Origin of the sequence: Janthinobacterium sp. EB271-G4-3-2, assembly GCF_020858035.1 — a bacterium.
Lineage (GTDB): Bacteria > Pseudomonadota > Gammaproteobacteria > Burkholderiales > Burkholderiaceae_D > Janthinobacterium > Janthinobacterium aestuarii.
The window spans coordinates 528,928-545,321 of record NZ_JACYMG010000002.1 but is presented as its reverse complement, the minus strand read 5'-3'; the positions used below and the strand labels follow the sequence as shown (position 1 = coordinate 545,321).

General features: G+C 60.5%; 19 protein-coding genes. 9 read left to right on the top strand and 10 right to left on the bottom strand.

The features are described 5' to 3' along the window. Positions 1-75: 75 nt before the first annotated feature. Genes nth through IGS55_RS07475 form a run of 3 tightly spaced genes read right to left on the bottom strand, consistent with a single transcriptional unit; the run spans position 76 to position 1,770 of the window. Positions 76-723 carry an endonuclease III gene (gene nth / locus IGS55_RS07485; protein WP_230515704.1) on the bottom strand — a complete coding sequence of 216 codons (648 nt, stop codon included), beginning with the start codon at positions 721-723 and terminating at the stop codon, positions 76-78. Next, positions 720-1,451, bottom strand: a complete 732-nt coding sequence (gene rsxB / locus IGS55_RS07480; RefSeq protein ID WP_230515703.1) for an electron transport complex subunit RsxB — start codon at positions 1,449-1,451, stop codon at positions 720-722. The genes nth and rsxB overlap by 4 nt, the downstream gene beginning before the upstream one ends. Beyond that, positions 1,405-1,770, bottom strand: a complete 366-nt coding sequence (locus IGS55_RS07475) for a hypothetical protein (RefSeq protein WP_230515775.1) — start codon at positions 1,768-1,770, stop codon at positions 1,405-1,407. The genes rsxB and IGS55_RS07475 overlap by 47 nt, the downstream gene beginning before the upstream one ends. A gap of 43 nt (positions 1,771-1,813) precedes the next feature. Here IGS55_RS07475 and IGS55_RS07470 point away from each other — a divergent pair, with 43 nt between their 5' ends. Then, positions 1,814-2,554 (top strand): substrate-binding periplasmic protein, encoded by a 741-nt coding sequence (locus IGS55_RS07470; RefSeq protein WP_230515702.1) that lies wholly within the window; start codon positions 1,814-1,816, stop codon positions 2,552-2,554. 96 nt (positions 2,555-2,650) lie between these two features. On the opposite strand, the gene IGS55_RS07465 is transcribed toward IGS55_RS07470, so the two are convergent. From IGS55_RS07465 to IGS55_RS07450, 4 genes are all read right to left on the bottom strand, one after another. Beyond that, a complete protein-coding gene (locus IGS55_RS07465) occupies positions 2,651-3,871 on the bottom strand; it encodes a polyhydroxyalkanoate depolymerase (RefSeq protein ID WP_230515701.1) in 1,221 nt (406 codons plus the stop codon). A 274-nt stretch (positions 3,872-4,145) separates the two neighbouring features. After that, positions 4,146-4,469: a ferredoxin FdxA gene (gene fdxA / locus IGS55_RS07460; protein WP_010395176.1), complete on the bottom strand. Its 324-nt coding sequence runs from the start codon at positions 4,467-4,469 to the stop codon at positions 4,146-4,148. Positions 4,470-4,811: 342 nt separating this feature from the next. After that, positions 4,812-5,099 carry a protealysin inhibitor emfourin gene (locus IGS55_RS07455; RefSeq protein ID WP_230515700.1) on the bottom strand — a complete coding sequence of 96 codons (288 nt, stop codon included), beginning with the start codon at positions 5,097-5,099 and terminating at the stop codon, positions 4,812-4,814. Positions 5,100-5,195: 96 nt separating this feature from the next. Next, positions 5,196-6,593: a hypothetical protein gene (locus tag IGS55_RS07450; RefSeq protein WP_230515699.1), complete on the bottom strand. Its 1,398-nt coding sequence runs from the start codon at positions 6,591-6,593 to the stop codon at positions 5,196-5,198. Between the two features lie 200 nt (positions 6,594-6,793). Between IGS55_RS07450 and IGS55_RS07445 the strand changes: the two genes are divergently transcribed. The 4 genes from IGS55_RS07445 (at position 6,794) to proX (ending at position 11,065) form a co-directional block, all read left to right on the top strand. Further along, positions 6,794-7,078 (top strand): polyhydroxyalkanoic acid system family protein, encoded by a 285-nt coding sequence (locus IGS55_RS07445; RefSeq protein ID WP_070303356.1) that lies wholly within the window; start codon positions 6,794-6,796, stop codon positions 7,076-7,078. Positions 7,079-7,661: 583 nt separating this feature from the next. Then, the gene (gene proV, locus IGS55_RS07440; protein ID WP_035828675.1) at positions 7,662-8,894 is read left to right on the top strand and encodes a glycine betaine/L-proline ABC transporter ATP-binding protein ProV; all 1,233 of its coding nucleotides are present in this window, start codon (positions 7,662-7,664) and stop codon (positions 8,892-8,894) included. Beyond that, entirely contained in the window at positions 8,891-9,994 is a 1,104-nt protein-coding gene (proW, locus tag IGS55_RS07435) for a glycine betaine/L-proline ABC transporter permease ProW (protein ID WP_230515698.1), read from the top strand. The genes proV and proW overlap by 4 nt, the downstream gene beginning before the upstream one ends. 12 nt (positions 9,995-10,006) lie before the next feature. Further along, entirely contained in the window at positions 10,007-11,065 is a 1,059-nt protein-coding gene (proX, locus tag IGS55_RS07430; RefSeq protein WP_230515697.1) for a glycine betaine/L-proline ABC transporter substrate-binding protein ProX, read from the top strand. Positions 11,066-11,156: 91 nt separating this feature from the next. On the opposite strand, the gene IGS55_RS07425 is transcribed toward proX, so the two are convergent. From IGS55_RS07425 to IGS55_RS07415, 3 genes are all read right to left on the bottom strand, one after another. Further along, positions 11,157-11,618: a GNAT family N-acetyltransferase gene (locus tag IGS55_RS07425; RefSeq protein WP_230515696.1), complete on the bottom strand. Its 462-nt coding sequence runs from the start codon at positions 11,616-11,618 to the stop codon at positions 11,157-11,159. A 47-nt stretch (positions 11,619-11,665) separates the two neighbouring features. Then, a complete protein-coding gene (locus IGS55_RS07420; RefSeq protein ID WP_034760268.1) occupies positions 11,666-11,920 on the bottom strand; it encodes an acyl-CoA-binding protein in 255 nt (84 codons plus the stop codon). Between the two features lie 199 nt (positions 11,921-12,119). Then, complete coding sequence (locus tag IGS55_RS07415; protein WP_034760263.1) at positions 12,120-12,476, bottom strand: FKBP-type peptidyl-prolyl cis-trans isomerase; 357 nt, start codon at positions 12,474-12,476, stop codon at positions 12,120-12,122. A gap of 197 nt (positions 12,477-12,673) precedes the next feature. Here IGS55_RS07415 and IGS55_RS07410 point away from each other — a divergent pair, with 197 nt between their 5' ends. Genes IGS55_RS07410 through IGS55_RS07395 form a run of 4 tightly spaced genes read left to right on the top strand, consistent with a single transcriptional unit; the run spans position 12,674 to position 16,363 of the window. Then, positions 12,674-13,645 (top strand): YVTN family beta-propeller repeat protein, encoded by a 972-nt coding sequence (locus IGS55_RS07410; protein ID WP_058049179.1) that lies wholly within the window; start codon positions 12,674-12,676, stop codon positions 13,643-13,645. 11 nt (positions 13,646-13,656) lie between these two features. Next, positions 13,657-14,499 (top strand): polysaccharide deacetylase family protein, encoded by an 843-nt coding sequence (locus IGS55_RS07405; protein WP_442908148.1) that lies wholly within the window; start codon positions 13,657-13,659, stop codon positions 14,497-14,499. Further along, positions 14,496-15,536: a sterol desaturase family protein gene (locus tag IGS55_RS07400; RefSeq protein WP_268991802.1), complete on the top strand. Its 1,041-nt coding sequence runs from the start codon at positions 14,496-14,498 to the stop codon at positions 15,534-15,536. The genes IGS55_RS07405 and IGS55_RS07400 overlap by 4 nt, the downstream gene beginning before the upstream one ends. Next, complete coding sequence (locus IGS55_RS07395) at positions 15,536-16,363, top strand: EI24 domain-containing protein (RefSeq protein WP_230515695.1); 828 nt, start codon at positions 15,536-15,538, stop codon at positions 16,361-16,363. The genes IGS55_RS07400 and IGS55_RS07395 overlap by 1 nt, the downstream gene beginning before the upstream one ends. Positions 16,364-16,394 lie beyond the last annotated feature (31 nt).

The window sequence follows — 16,394 nt, the reverse complement described above, 5'->3', positions numbered from 1 at the left end:
AGGTCGTCGGATTACGGCGCCTTGCGCCTAATCCGACCTACGCAGCGACTCCATCGGCCCTATTCGGGCCGTTGCTTACACCACGGCCGGCATCGGCGACTTGTCCTTGTAGTCGCACAGGTCGGCTATCATGCAGTTCCAGCATTGCGGCTTGCGCGCCGTGCATGTGTAGCGGCCGTGCAGGATCAGCCAGTGGTGGGCGTCGTGCAGGAATTCTTTCGGTACGAACTTCAATAACTTTTGCTCGACGATATCGACATTCTTGCCCGGCGCGATGCCGGTGCGGTTCGAGACGCGGAAGATGTGCGTGTCGACGGCCATCGTCGGTTCGCCAAACGCCGTGTTCATGACCACATTGGCCGTCTTGCGGCCCACGCCGGGCAAGGCTTCCAGCGAGGCGCGGTCGCGCGGCACTTCGCCGCCGTGCTGATCGAGCAGGATCTGGCAGGTGGCGATGACGTTCTTCGCCTTGGTGCGGAACAGGCCGATGGTGCGGATGTAGCTGGCCAGCTCGTCGACGCCCAGGGCCAGTATCTGGGCCGGCGTATTGGCGACCGGATACAGCAAGCGGGTCGCCTTGTTGACGGACACGTCCGTCGCCTGCGCCGACAGCAGCACGGCGATCAGCAGCTCGAACGGCGTCGTGTATTCGAGTTCCGTTTTCGGGGAAGGATTGGCGGCGCGAAAGCGCGTAAAGATTTCCAGGCGTTTGGCGGCGTTCATGCGTCTTTTTTCGGCGTGTTGGGGGCTGGCGGGGCGGTATCCGTGCTGGCGGCAGCGGCCTTGGCGCGCGCGCGCTCCATGGCGGCGGCAATGATGGCGCGCTTGCGCTCCTTTTCTGCCTGTTCATCTGGCGTGACGGGCGCTTCCTGTGTCACTTCCTGCATCTTGGCGACGGCCTTGGCGGCCAGGCGCGCGTCGTTGGCCTCGGCTTCGCGGCGCAGGCGCTGCGTGCGGAAATCGTGGCGCGCGCGCGCGTCGTCGGCCTCTGCCTGGCTCCAGGCATCCCAGCCCGTGGCATCGCCGCTGACCGGGTACATGACGATGCAGTCGACGGGGCAGGGCGCCACGCACAGGTCGCAGCCCGTACACAGGCTAGTGACCACCGTATGCATCTGCTTGGCGGCGCCGACGATGGCGTCCACGGGGCAGGCCTGGATGCACAGGGTACAGCCGATACACAGCGATTCGTCGATATAGGCGACAGATCGCGGACGTTCGAGGCCGTTGACGGGATTGAGCGGAATAACTTTTTTGCCCAGCAAGCCGGCCAGGCGCGCGATGCCTTGCACGCCGCCCGGTGGGCACTGGTTGATGTCGGCGCTGCCGGCGGCTATCGCTTCCGCATACGGGCGGCAGCCGTTGTAGCCGCATTTGGTGCATTGCGTTTGCGGCAGCAAGTCTTCAATCTGGTCGGCAAGTGAGGGAGAGGCGGGATGCGGCACGGTCATCTTCGATACGGTAAAACGCCATTATCGGCCATCTGGCGCGCGCACAAGTAAAAACCTGTTTCGTGACAGGGGATAAGGTGTGCCAAGGTGGCCTGTTGCTGCCGCGCCGCAATCGTATTTTATTTCCCACGGGAATGTCAAAGTGCAAATAAACAACTTTGCAATTTCTTTCTTTTGTGGGAGCATGATTTATCAAGTCAGTAATAAAAAAAGCCGACCGCCAGTCCTGTTGCCGCACCAGCATTGCAATGCGCGCCAGGCCATAGGAGCCAAACATGCGTTTCCTCCGGACAGTTGGTTTGCCCTTCTGTTTGTTCATGCACGCTTCGCTTGCCCTTGCACATGGGCAGGCGGCTACCTCCATGGCGGCGCAGGGCGCTGCGAGCTCGCGCATCGTCCGCTTCGCGGCGGAGGACTGGCCGCCCTTCATTTCCCGCAGCCTGCCTGCCGACGGCATGTCGGGCGCCATGGTCAGCGCCATCTTCGAGCGCCTCGGTTATGCGGTCAAGTATGAATATTTCCCCTGGAAGCGCGCCATGCAGTTTGGCCTGGCCAGTCCCCGCTACGCCGGGCTGCTGGCCGTCTGGCGCACGCCGGAACGGGAAAAGCTCTGCCACTTTTCTGTTCCGGTTGGTACCACGCAGGGTGTGCTGGCCTATTTGAAGGAGGATGGCGCGCCCGGCGCCAGCCTGGCCGATCTGGGCAAGCTGCGCATCGGCACCGTGGCCGGCTATGCGAATGGAGAACAGTTCGATGGCATGGTGGCGCGTGGCGAGCTGAAGACGGAAGAGGGCTTGAACGACGCGACGAATCTGAAGAAGCTGTTGATCAAGCGCTACCGCGTGATCGTCATCGAGCGCCATGTCCTGCAGCATTTGCTGATGGGGCGCAACTTCAGCAAGGCTGAACGGGAACGCATCGGCATCATCGAGTCCGTCTTCAAGGAGCGCCCCGTGCACGTGTGCTTCCAGCGCGATGCCCAAGGCGCGCTGTGGCAAAAGCGCTTCAACGAGGCGGCGCGCGATGTCGACACGGCCCGCCTCGAACGCGATTACTGGAAGCGGCTCGACCAGAGCCTGGCCACGGCCCCATCGTCCCCCTGACCTCCCACTGACGTGTGGCGCCGCTGTTGCACGTGCATAAAAGAAAACGCCACGCCAGTGTGAACTGGCGTGGCGTTTTGATGGAGATGCCGTGTATCAGCCGTGTTTCTGAATGAATTCGCCGATTTTCGGGCAAATGATTTCGCGCCAGCGGCGGCCCGAGAAGATGCCGTAGTGGCCGCATTTCGGCGCCACGAAGTCTTGCTGCATCTCGGCAGGAATGCCGGAGCACAAGTCATGCGCCGCCTGCGTCTGGCCGGCGCCGGAAATGTCATCCAGCTCGCCTTCTACCGTGAACAGCGCCACGTTCGTGATGTCTTGCGGACGCACCAGCTGGCCGCCCACTTTCCATGTGCCCCTCGGCAGGCTGAATTCCTGGAAAACCGTTTTAATCGTTTCCAGGTAGTACTCGGCCGGCATGTCCAGCACGGCGTTGTACTCGTTGTAGAACTGGCGATGGCCTTCCGCCGGCTCGTCGTCGCCCGTCACCAGGTGCATGTAGAACTCGCGGTGGCTTTGCGCGTGGCGGCCCGGATTCATGGCGATGAAACCGGCGTGCTGCAGGAAGCCCGGATAGACCTTGCGGCCAAAGCCCGGATAGTTCGGCGGCACCGCGTAGATCACGGTGTTTTCAAACCACGAGAATTTCTTTTCCGTCGCCAGGTTGTTCACTTGCGTGGGCGAGCGGCGCGGATCGATCGGGCCGCCCATCATCGTCATGGTTTTCGGCATGTGCGGATCTTTGGCCGTCGCCATCAGCGAGATGGCGGCCAGCACGGGCACGGTCGGTTGACAGACGGAAATCACGTGCAAGTCAGGCGCCAGCAGACGGATGAATTCCTGCACATAATAAATGTAGTCGTCCAGGTGGAACGGGCCTTCCGTCAGCGGTACCATGCGCGCGTCCGTCCAGTCGGTGATGTAGACATCGTGCTCGGCCAGCAAGCCGCGCACGGTATCGCGCAGCAGGGTCGAGTGGTGACCGGACAGGGGGGCAACCAGCAAAACTTTGGGCTGTTGCAAGCCAGTGGTTTCTTTTTTGAAGTGAATCAGGCGGCAAAACGGTTTTGTCACGACAACGTGTTCGCGGATGTCGACGCTCTCGCCTTTGACGAGAACGGATTGGATGTCGAATTGCGGTTTTTCGTAGTCTTTGCCAAGGCGGTACATCAGCTCGTAGCCGGCTGCGATGCGTTGCGAAAACGGGGTGTGGGCCAGTGGTGAAACCGGGTTGGTAAATAACTTGGAGGACATGTCTGCCCATTGCATCACCGGAGTGAGGAAAGAGCGTTGCAGTTCGTGCAGTTGGTAAAGCATATAGAGTCCTTGTTTGATTCCAAGCGCCAATATCGGCTCAAATATCATAATCCAATTTTACGATATTTGTTGAGGACAAAATGTGCTTTACCGCGCATAGGTCCACTGTTTGCGCATAGTTGTGACAGCGCGCCACACTTGCATGAATAGACCTGCAACTATGCTTTAAAAGCAAAAAAAGCAGCGTTTCCGCTGCTTTTTGTCTGTTTTTTGCCGCTACGCCCCTGGGGGAAGAGTCTCCCCCGCAAGAACCGCCGCCGCAGCTGCCGTGCGCTTAGCGCACCAGCATGTCGAGCTTGTCCTTGACGTCCTTGTATTGCTCGGCTTCCGGCAAGGCAGCTTTCGTCTTGGTGATCGAAGGCCAGTTACGCGCCAGATCGACGTTGATCTTGATGAACGCTTGCTGGTCGCCCGGCACGTCTTCTTCCGCGAAAATCGCGTTCACCGGGCACTCTGCCACGCAGACGGCGCAGTCAATACATTCGTCCGGATCGATTGCCAGGAAGTTCGGGCCTTCCCGGAAACAATCTACCGGGCAGACATCGACGCAGTCGGTATAGCGACAGGCGATGCAGGATTCGGTGACAACGTGGGTCATAACAGTCCTATCAATTTTTGGGGGAGGTGCTGTCGCGCCTGCAGGAACCTCGGCGGCGCATACTAAAGCAAAGCATTGTATTTTAAGGCAATTCGCTATTTCTCACAAATCCCGCTTATATACAATACATATAAGCAAATTCATTTTTTGGCAGTGACGTTGCCGCGCAGGGCGGGTAATTCAGCGACTATCCGGGACGTTGCGATGAAGAACGCGGCAAGAAAGCGACAGTCGCCCGATGCGGCAGGGGGCCCGGCGGGCGGCATGCTGACTTGCCGTGTGGTGTTTTTGTTTTACCCAAATCAAGATCGGTAAAAATAAGTGCCACAAGTGCCGGAATAGTCAGGCGCTGGCGCGTATTTGCGTCAGCAATTGCTGCCAACGTGCATTTTCAGCACTGCCATCCTCGGCAAACGTGATGGTGCGGCGCGCGGTGGGCGCATCGACCGTGATCTGCCAGCGGGGAATATCAGCGCCCAGCTGTTCGCCCTCCGCCTGTGCGTGCGTGAAAAAGCCGCTGCTGGCCAGTGCCGCTTCCAGCCCGGGGCCAGCCGGATGGGCTTGCGTATCGATCTCATATTGTTCGCTCAGGCCGGCAAAGCCGCCGCTGCTGCGGGCTGAAATTTTCATGCTGCTCCTTGCTGTTGGGGTGGTGGTGGGACGCGCCACGGCCTGCCGCTGTTCCGGCAGGCCTGGATAGGGCGCGCTGGTGCGCTGCAGTGCTGTCTATTTGGGGCCGTAACTGCGGCACCAGGCGGCCAGGGCTTCGCGCTCCGCTTCGAGCAATTGATCCGACTCGCTGTATTCCGCATGGTTCATGGTACCGCAGCAGGCGCGCCTGTCTTGCACGGCGTCGTCTTCGTCGACGACAGCGGGGGCGAACGTCATTTGCCCATCCTCCGTCATGGCATTGGCCTTGAGCACTTCGCGCACGGTAAAGCTGTTGCGGATGAAGTCCAGGTAGGCGCCGTTGCCATCGGCCTCGGCGATCGTCAGCATGTGGCCGGCCACGTCGGCATAGGTGGCGGCCTGGTCGGGCGATGCCACGAGGGCGCGCAGGACCAGGCTGCGCAGGTAGTCGCCGCAGCGGTGCAGCACGGCCGCGTCGTCCTCCAGCTGGGGCTGGCGTTCGTGGGCAAAGATGTCGGCCAGGATGTCGTAGATGGCGCCTGTAAACACTTGCGAGATGGCGTGCACTTCCGTGCCCGCTTCCGACAATTTGATGTCGTTGTCGGCATTGCGCAAGCCGTTAGGACGGCCCAGGGCCAGGCCGAACTGTTCCGCCAGGTCGGCCAGGAAGGTCTTGTCGTGCAGGTCGGATTTCGTTTGCGCGATCACGGCTTCCACCTGGTCCAGCTGCGACAGGGCCAGGAAGATGGCCGTCAGGTCGCCGAACGATTCGTGCAAGCCGCCCGTTTGCGGTGGGTTGTTGCTGAGCAGCCAGTTGGGCTTGAGGCCATCAAGCACGGCGTGTCCTGTTTCATGCGAGACGATGTCGAGCGAGCGGCAGGTGTAGACGCGCTCGGTGGCGCCGCTGGGAATGAAGTCGCCGAACTTGAGCGCCTTGTCGCTGCGGCTGTAATAGGCATTCATGACATTGGGCAAGCCGTGCGGGAACACGCGCAGCGGTGCCGTGTTGCTGGCGCTATTCCATTGCCAGGGCAGGGGCGGCGCCGTGTCGTTGCTGGCCAGCGCGCGCTGGTACATGGTCAATGTCATGCGCACGATGGCAAACGTGTGCACGGCGTCGAACTGGTCGGTGTTGGGCGAGACGATGAAGTCGCCGAAGGCATTCGGACTGACCTGCGCGATGCCCGGTTCGCCAAACGTGACGCGCGCGTCGCGCGGGCCTTGCAGGATCAGGCCGGGCAGGAAGGTCTTGCGCGTGCCCAGTTCGCTGACGGACGGGTCCTGCTTCCAGATCAGCACGCGCGAACCGACGGGCACGGCGGCTACGTTGCGCACCGTGGCCTCGGTCAGGCGGGGCGGCCCCGGCTGCAAGGTCAGTTGCGCATTCTTGCGGTGCTGGCGGTACGGCGCCGAGGGGGTGGGGACATAGCCGACGGGCAGGGACACGCATTTGGTCAGTACGGCTTCGACCGGCACGATGACTTTCTGGTCCATGGTAGTTCTCCAAGACACGCGCAGCTGGAACTGGAATAGTCATCCCGCTTCGGCGTATCCGGTTTGATACGGCGCAAGCGATGCGCGGGAAGAGCGGGCTTTTTTAGCCGTCCAGCGCCAGCTTCGGCCGCGCCCGCCGCATGGCGGCTGGTATGATGCTGGCCGTATGGCACCCGTTTTTATAATAAAAGGATCGTTTGATGGCGGATATAAATATAGTTCAGCAACATAAGCTGACGGCAGCAAAGGCGCGCGAAGCGGCGCAGCAAGTGGCCGACAAGCTGGCCCAGGAATATGATTTGGCGTGCGCCTGGGATGGCGATGTGCTGCGCTTCGAGCGCAGCGGCGTCGATGGTTCGCTGACCCTGGAAAAAGAGCAGGCGCAACTGCAAATCAAGCTGGGCTTCATGCTCAGCGCCTTTGCTTCCACGATTGAAGGCAAGATCGCCGAGAAGATGCGCAAGGTGTTTGCCGAGCCAGCTTGATGGCGTTTGCCCCGCTTGTCTGGCGCCAAGTTTGGTGGTAAAAATGGCGCCGCGGCGGAAGGCGAAAAGACGACGAAAACACGTCGCTTTTCGCCTTTTTTACGTCTGACTGTACGCTAGCGAACATTGCTAGCACATTTCTATTTGGAAAGCCATTGGACTTTGGCGGCTTTTTGCGTTATACTTGAGTCATATTTACAACAGCTACACCGCGTTTCACCTTCTGCTTCGCAGTACTCCCCACTCGCTCAGTGGTGAATAATTCTTCGGGTTTTACACCCGCATCCAGTTAAAAGTAGCTTGGTCGATTTTTTTTCGGTCAAATACATTTGGTGCCATGTATTTGCATGGCGCTAGCGTTGTTAAAAGTCCTGAACCACAGCCTCTTTTAGCACGCACACGGCACCCCGGCACCGGCTTTGGCCATCCGCTGGTCACACGCGTGTCACCCCCTGTTTTCTGTCGCTCCCGTGCGCTTGTGCGCCGTGGCGTAGCCGACGCAACAGGGTTTGTTGATTCCCGCCGCAAGCTGGCAGGCTTGCTGGGTTTCATTCCATTCGTCAAATCGAGGGAGAACCACATCGTGGCAAAACAAATCATTATCGACCATGTGTTCAAAGTGTTCGGCGACAAGCCAGAAGAAGCACTTGAACTCGTTCATCAAGGCGCCAGCAAGCAGGACATCCTGGCCAAGACCGATTGCACCATCGGCGTTTTCGACGCCACCTTTACCATTGAAGCGGGCGAGATCTTCGTCATCATGGGCCTGTCCGGTTCGGGCAAGTCGACCCTGGTGCGCATGCTGAACCGTTTGATCGAGCCGACGGCCGGCCGCATCCTGATCGACGGCAACGACATCAATACCTTGCCGGACGCCCAGCTACGTGCCCTGCGCCGCAAGGACATCAGCATGGTGTTCCAGTCGTTCGCGCTGTTGCCGCAAATTACCGTGCTCGACAACACTGCCTTCGGCATGGAGCTGGCCGGTATGCCCAAGGCCGAGCGCCATGCGCTGGCCCAGCAAGCGCTGGAGCAAGTGGGCCTGGACGGCTACGGCGCCAGCTATCCCGACGAATTGTCGGGCGGCATGCAGCAACGCGTGGGCCTGGCCCGTGCGCTGGCTTGCGATCCATCGATTTTGCTGATGGATGAAGCGTTTTCCGCGCTCGATCCGATTATTCGTACGGAGATGCAATCGGAACTGCTGCGCTTGCAGCAAATCAAGCGCCGCACCATCGTCTTCATTTCGCATGACCTCGATGAAGCCATGCGCATCGGCGACCGCGTTGCCATCATGAAAGACGGCCACGTGGTGCAAGTGGGCACGCCGGAAGAAATCCTGCGCAAACCGGCCAACGATTACGTGCGCAACTTCGTGCGCGGCGTCGATGCGGCGGCCGTGTTCAAGGCCAGCGATATTGCCCGCAAGAGCCAGATCGTCGTGTCCGAGTCGCCGAGCCGCGGCTCGCGCGCCGCGCTGTCGATGCTGGAAGAGCAGGATCGCGCGTTTGCCTATGTCGTCAATCCGCAGCGCAAGTTCCTCGGCGTCGTGTCGGCCGATTCGCTGCGCAGTGCGCTCGACGGCCATGTGGGACCGCTGGGCCTGGCGCATGCGTATCTGCCCGACGTGCAGACCATCAATGCAGACGAGCCAGTCGCCGGCCTGTTCGGCCAGGTGGCGCAGCTGCCTTACGCCGTCCCGGTGGTGGCCGATGACGGCAGCTTCCGCGGCGCCATCAGCAAGACGACCTTGCTGAAGTTCCTCGACCGCGATACGCCAGCCATTGCCGAACAACAACAGAAAGGACAAGCATGAATCCAAGCACCGTTTCCACAGTAGAAGCTGTTGTTGAACAGCCGGCCGCCCAAATCAATCCCTGGGCGCTGACGCCGCCGGGCGACACGTCCTGGCTGGACGCGGCCGGGCCGGCCGTGCAGCCGGAACACGCGGCCTCCGGTTTTCACCTGACGCAAATCTTCGACGGCTCGCTGCCGCTGGAAAACTGGATCAACCAGGGCCTGGGCTGGGTCGTCGCGCATTTCCGTCCTTTCTTCCAGGCCGTGCGCGCGCCGATCGACAGCGTGCTGTCCGGCGTGGAAGGCGTGCTCCTGGCGGCCCCGTCGCTGACGGTCATCGCCATCATCGGCTTGCTGGCGTGGCAATTTACCAGCCGCACCTTGGCCATCGGCACCGTGCTGGCGCTGCTGGTCGTATCGATGCTGGGCATCTGGCCGGAAGCCATGACGACCTTGTCGCTGGTGTTGACGTCGCTGGCCTTCTGCCTGGCCATCGGTTTGCCGCTCGGTATTTTCCTTGCCAGCAGCGACCGCGCACAGAATATCCTGCGTCCCTTGCTCGACGCCATGCAGACGACGCCTGCGTTTGTCTATCTGGTACCGGTGGTAATGCTGTTTGGTATCGGTAATGCGCCAGGCGTGATCGTGACGATCATCTTTGCCCTGCCGCCGCTCGTGCGTTTGACCAATCTCGGCATCCGCCAGGTGCGTCCCGACCTGATCGAAGCGGCCCGCGCGTATGGCGCCTCGCCGTGGCAGTTGCTGACCCGCGTGCAATTCCCGCTGGCCATGCCATCGATCATGGCCGGTATCAACCAGTCGCTGATGCTGTCGCTGTCGATGGTCGTGATCGCCTCGATGATCGCCGTCGGTGGTTTGGGCCAGATGGTATTGCGCGGCATCGGCCGCCTGGACATGGGCCTGGCAACCGTCGGTGGCCTCGGTATCGTGCTGCTGGCCATCACCCTGGACCGCTTGACGCAAGCGATGGGCCAGCCACGCCGCGGCGTGCGCCACTGGTACCAGACGGGTCCCGCCGGTTTCGTGCTGCGCCTGGTGCGCGGCAACACGGAGAAAAATAATGTTGCACAGCAAGCTACGCTGGCCAACGCACAATAAGAAAGGATTTACATGCATCAAATCGCACATTTCAAAGAGACGCAAAAATCGCAACGCAAGTTCCAGTTGTTTTCCGCCCTGGCGATCGCCGCCATGGCCCTGACCACGAGCCTGGCCATGGCGCAGACGCCGGCCGCGCCCGCCGATGCGCTGCCCGGCAAGGGCATCAAGGTGCAGGCGCTGCAAAGCTCGATCGCGGAAGAAACCTTCCAGACCATGCTGGTCGACAAGGCGCTGGAAAAGCTCGGCTACGAAGTGCAGCCGATCAAGGAAGTGGAATATCCGACCGCGCATATCGCGATCGCCAACGGCGACGCCACCTTCATGGCCGTGCACTGGGACCCGATGCACAAGGATTTCTATAACAATGCGGGCGGCGACGCCAAGCTGCTGCGTACGGGCCAATACGCCGGTCCTGCCGCGCAAGGTTATCTGATCGATAAGGCGACGGCGGAGAAGTACAACATCACGAATATCGACCAGTTGCGTGACCCGAACCTGGCCAAGCTGTTCGATCACGACGGCGACGGCAAGGCCGACTTGACGGGCTGCAACCCCGGCTGGGGCTGCGAAGCGCTGATCGAGAATCACATGGATGCGTACAAATTGCGCGAGACGGTGACGCACGTGCAGGGCAGCTATGCGGCGCTGATCGCCGACACCCTGGGCCGCTACAAGCGTGGCGAATCGATCCTGTACTACACGTGGACGCCGTACTGGGTCAGTGGCGTGCTGGTGCCGGGCAAGGACGTGGTCTGGCTGAAAGTGCCGTTCTCGGCCAATCCGGAGAAAGTGAACACGCGTCTGGACAATGGCAGCGATTACGGCTTTGCCGTCAACACGGCGCGCATCGTGTCGAACAAGGCCTGGGCCGAGAAAAACCCGGCCGCAGCCAAGCTGTTCGAAGTGATGCAACTACCCGTGGCCGACATCAATGCTCAGAACGAGCGCATGCGCCGCGGCGAAAACACGCAAGCCGATATCGCGCGCCATACGGCTGGCTGGATCAAGTTCCACCAGCAAAAGTTTGACGGCTGGATCGCGCAAGCGCTGGCGGCGGCGAAAAAGTAAGTTCTAGCGCCGTTTCAACATGAAAGAGTGGCTACCATTTTGGTAGCCACTTTTGCGTTAACGGCCTGTTTTGGTGGTTTTTGGTGAGTTTTTAGCCGTTTTCGGCCAGTTTCAGGTGCAAAATGGGGAAAGGCTTGCCGAACGGGTCGCGTTCGGAACGGCTTTTCCCGATAAAGCCCAGGTGGCGGTAAAAGCCATGCGCTTGCGTGTTGTGTTCGTTGACATCGACGGCCGTGGCGCCCAGGGGCGCGATGGCGTAACGCACGAGCGCGCGGCCGGCGCCGCTGCCGCGCTGGTCGGGATGTACGAACAGCATCTCGATCTTGGCGTGCTCGACGCACAGGAAGGCATAGGCGACGCCGTCATCGGTGCGCAGCACGTGCAGCAGGCGTTCGGCCGTCACCCTGGCCAGCTCATCGCGCACGAAGGGCATCAGGAAGGCGATATCGCTGTCGGCGAGGAAATCGTGGGTGGCGCGTACGGACAGGTGCCAGACGTCGAACAAACGGGGCAGGTCGGCGGCATGGGCCAGGGAAATCGGTGATGGTGTCATGCGGAAATAATAACATTGCCCCGGGCTGTGCCGGGGCAGGGGGATGATCAGTCCTTCAAGTCTTCGATCAGGTCGATGTATTGTTGCTGCGCATCTTCCTTCGAGGTGCCGGCCAGGGCCGCCCAGGCGTCGAACTTGGCGCGGTTGACGAAGTCGGTCATGCCGGGACGCTCGCCCGTGGCGTCGCCGCTCGACGCTTGCTTGAACAAGGCGTAGATTTTCAACAAGGTCATATTGTCCGGACGCTCGGACAGGGTCTTGGAATCGAGCTGCGCTTGTTCGAATTGCTCTTGTAAACTCATGATGGCTCCTGTGTGCTGATGGAATCGCTGGAAAAGTGCGGCAGGCCCGGCGGAGTGGCCACCGTGCGTGCTGCAGTGTCTGACATCATAGTGAAAAAAGCGCGCCGTGCATTAGAGGACACACTCAAAACAAAAACGCCGCCGCTGAGTGAACAGGGGCGGCGTCTGGCGCGGTCGTTGCAGCGCAGCCTTCAGCTTCTTATACGCCCAGCAGTTCGACGTCGAAAATCAGGGTGGCGTTCGGTGGAATCACGCCGCCGGCGCCGCGTGCGCCATAGCCCAGTGCCGCAGGAATGATCAGCTGGCGCTTGCCGCCCACTTTCATGCCTTGCACGCCTTCGTCCCAACCCTGGATGACGCGGCCTGCGCCCAGCGGGAATTCGAATGGATCGTTGCGGTCCTTGCTCGAGTCAAATTTCGAACCGGCGCTGCCGTCGTCGTTTTGCAGCCAGCCCGTGTAATGCACGACAACATTGTTGCCGGCTTGCGCTTCAGCGCCTTCGCCAACGACGGTATCGATGTATTGCAGGCCGGAAGCGGTAGTGGTGGTGGTCATGATAATCCTTGTGTAGGCGATGAAAGCTTCAGATTGTAGAGCAATGAGTTGCAAAGCGCCATTCCAGGCCCGGCGCAAGGGAAAACCAGAAATTACGCCGATGTGTGGCTGTCGGTTGTATTTAAGGGGGGATTTCACACAATAAATACAGTGTTCCACGTAAAATGCGTGTTTTGTATTTAACAGTGATTTCTTCCATGTTCCGCAGTCTACGCCGCCTTGTTTTTTCCTCGCTGTGCCTGGTTTCCGCAATATCGACGGCGCAAGCCGAAGTGGTGGTGGTGCTCAATTCCCGTGATGCTACGGTGCAACTGCTGGACCAAAAAACCTATGCTCCCCTGTCTACCTTTGCCGTCGGCAAGGAACCGCACCATCTGATGGAGACGCCGGATGGCAAGTCGCTGATCGTCGCCAGTTCCGTCGGCAACGAGCTCATTTTCCTCGATCCTGTCTCGGGCCAGATCCAGCGCCGCATCAGCAACATCCTCGACCCTTACCAGATCGGCTTTTCGCCGGACCAGAAGTGGTTCATTTCGAATTCGCTGCGCCTGGACCGTATCGACCTGTACCGCTACGACGGCAAGAACCTGACCCTGGCCAAGCGCATCCCGCTGCCGAAACTGCCCAGCCACATGGCGTTCACGGCCGACAGCACCATGGCCTTCATCACGCAGCAGGGCAGCAACCAGGTCAGCGCCATCGACCTGGCTACGCAAACCGTCAAATGGACGATGCCTGTCGGCCCCGCGCCGGCCGGCATCACGATGACGCCCGATGGCAAGCATTTGCTGGTCGGTATCATGGGCAGCGATTACGTGGAAGTGATCGACTGGCGCACGCAAAAGACCGTCAAGCGCATCAAGGCGGGCGCCGGCACGCATAATTTCCGCGCGCTCGGTGACAACCGCATGACGTTCGTCTCGAACCGCGTGTCGAACACCATCAACATCATCGACCAGAAGACGCTGGAAAACGTGGGCACCATCAATGTGCCGGGTGGCCCGGACTGCATGGAAATCACGCCCGATGGCAAGACCATGTGGGTGACCCTGCGCTGGATCAAGAAAGTGGCCGTGATCGACCTGACCACGCGCAAGGTCATCAAGACGATACCGGTGGGCCGCTCGCCCCATGGCGTGTATTTCGCCACCCACTCGCCGCGCATGTGATGGCGGGTGTGATGATGAAACACCTGATTCCTGCGGGCCGCGTGTCCGCCATGCTGCTGTGCGCCAGCGCCATGCTGTCCCCGGCGCATGCCGCCGCACCGGCACCGGCAGCAACGGCCCCAGCCGCATCTTCTGCCCCGGCCGCCTGCAAGGGCACGATCTACATGACCTTCGACACGGGCAGCCAGTCGCAAGCGCAACTGATTGCCGACGTGCTGAACAAGCGGCATATCAAAGCCACGTTTTTCCTGGCCAATGAAAAGACCACGCGCGGCGACTATTCACTTGATCCATCGTGGGCGCCGTACTGGAAAGCCAGGGTCGCCGAAGGCCATGCATTTGGCACGCATACTTTTGACCACGTGTACTGGAAGAAGGATCTGGCCAACGGCTTGATCCAGGTCAAGCCACAGTTCGGCAAGGACGGCGGCAAGCTCGCTTCCTTCACCGACAAGCAGTTCTGCGAGGAATTGCGCCGCGTCGATACGCGCTTCCAGGAACTGACCGGCCACAAGCTCGATCCGTTCTGGCGCGCGCCGGGCGGCTACACGTCGCCGCGCACCCTGGCGGCCGGCAGCGCCTGCGGCTATCAGCATGCGGGCTGGGCGCCAGCGGGGTATTCCGGCGATGAGCTGTCCAGCGACAAATATCCGAACGCCATGCTGCTGAAAAAAGCGCTGGCGAACTTGCGCAGCGGCGACATTTTCATTTCGCACATGGGCATCTGGTCGCGCAAGGATGCGTGGGCGCCCGCCAACCTGGACGCTTTGATTTCTGGCTTGCAAGACAAGGGGTTCTGTTTTGCCACCCTGCGCGAGCATCCTGCCTACGCGCAGAAGAAGGGGCAGCCATGATCGCCACCGATATCCTCGGCTTCGTCACCCCGGTGATCGACACCGTGGTCGACGCCTTTGGCGTGGCGCAAGGCTGGCTGTTTCAGACGGTGGTCAATCCCCTCGTGTATCACCTGGGCTTTGGTGAATTCACGGAAGAAGCGTTCGAGGGCACGGAGTGGCTGCTGATCGGCCTGTGCGAACTGGTGCTGCTGTTTCTCGTGCTGCGCCCGCTCGAAGCCCTGATTCCCGCGCAAAAGATCACGGACCCGCGCGCCCGCTGGAACGATTTCATCTACACCGTGCTGCACCGGATCGGCCTGTTTTCTGTCGTCGTCTTTTTCACGCTCGATCCGCTGATGGATGCGCTGGCGGGTGCCTTGCGTTTCGATAATATTCATCCATTCAACCTGGAATCGCTATTGCCCGGCATCAGTCCCTTGCTCAGTTTTATCATTTATTTTGTGATACTGGACTTCGTCGACTATTGCTACCACCGGGCCTCGCACCATTTCGGCTGGTGGTGGGGCTTGCACAGCCTGCATCACAGCCAGCAAAACATGAACTTGTGGAGCGATGACCGCAACCACTTGCTCGACGACTTCTTGCGCGACGTGGTGATGGCCTTGGTGGCGCTCGGCATCGGCGTGCCGCCGGGCCAGTACGTGCTGCTGGTGTCGGTTTCCCGCATTCTGCAAAGCTTGCAGCATGCGAATGTGAGGATACACTTCGGCTGCATCGGCGAGCGGCTGTTGATTTCGCCCCGTTTCCACCGCACGCACCATGCGATCGGCGTGGGACACGAGTCGAAAGGCAAGGGCAGCATGGGCGGCTGCAACTTCGGCGTGGTCTTGCCGATTTGGGATATGCTGCTGGGCACCGCGAATTTCTCGGCCGGCTATGCGCGCACGGGCGTGCGCGACCAGCTGGCCCGTATCGACAGCAAGGGCATGGGCCGGCCGGGACGCGACTATGGCCGCGGCTTCTGGCAGCAGCAATGGCTGGGCCTGCGCCGCATGGTGGAATTTGCAAGAATCAAACGAAAAGGACGCCGTTGATGCGTAATGTGTTGAATTCGTATGGCCGCGCCTTGCTGTCGCAATTGCACGGCAGGATATTGCTGCTGAGCGTGGCGCCCTTCATCCTCTCGCTGATACTGTGGGGGGGATTGCTGTATGTGGGCTTGCAGCCGCTGATCGACAGCCTGCATGCGCTGTTTACGCAATACGATTTCTTCCGCACCAGCGGGCAGGTGCTGTCCACCTTCGGCCTGGGCATGCTGAAAGCCGTGATCGTACCGCTGATCGCCATGTTCATGCTGCTGCCGCTGATGATCTTGACGGCGCTGATCTTCATGGGCCTGTTCGCCATGCCGGCCATCGGCCGCCATGTGGGCGGGCGGCACTTTCCGCAACTGGACAAGAAGCATGGCGGCAGCCTGCTCGGCAGCGTCGCCACTTCGCTGGCCACGTTCTTGCTGTTCATCATCGCCTGGGTCATCATGCTGCCCCTGTACGCGTTTCCGCCTGCCGCGCTGGTGGGGCAAGCCGTGCTGTGGGGCTGGCTGACGTATCGCGTGATGGCGTATGACGCCATGGCCGATTACGCCAGCGCGGAAGAGCGCCACGCCATCATGCGCACGCAGCGCTGGCCCTTGCTGGCCATCGGCATGGTATCGGGCGCGGCCGGTGCCGTGCCTGGCATGCTGTGGATGGGCGGTGTGATGTCGGTGGTGTTCTTCCCCTTCCTGGCGGCGTTCGCCATCTGGCTGTATGTGCTGATCTTTATCTTTACGGGTCTGTGGTTCCAGTATTACTGCCTGGAAGCACTGTCGCGTTTGCGGGGCGTACGCGGCATGACCGACGTGGCGCCGGCGGACGCTTGAGTATTTTTATCGAATTCTACGAGGAAGCTTC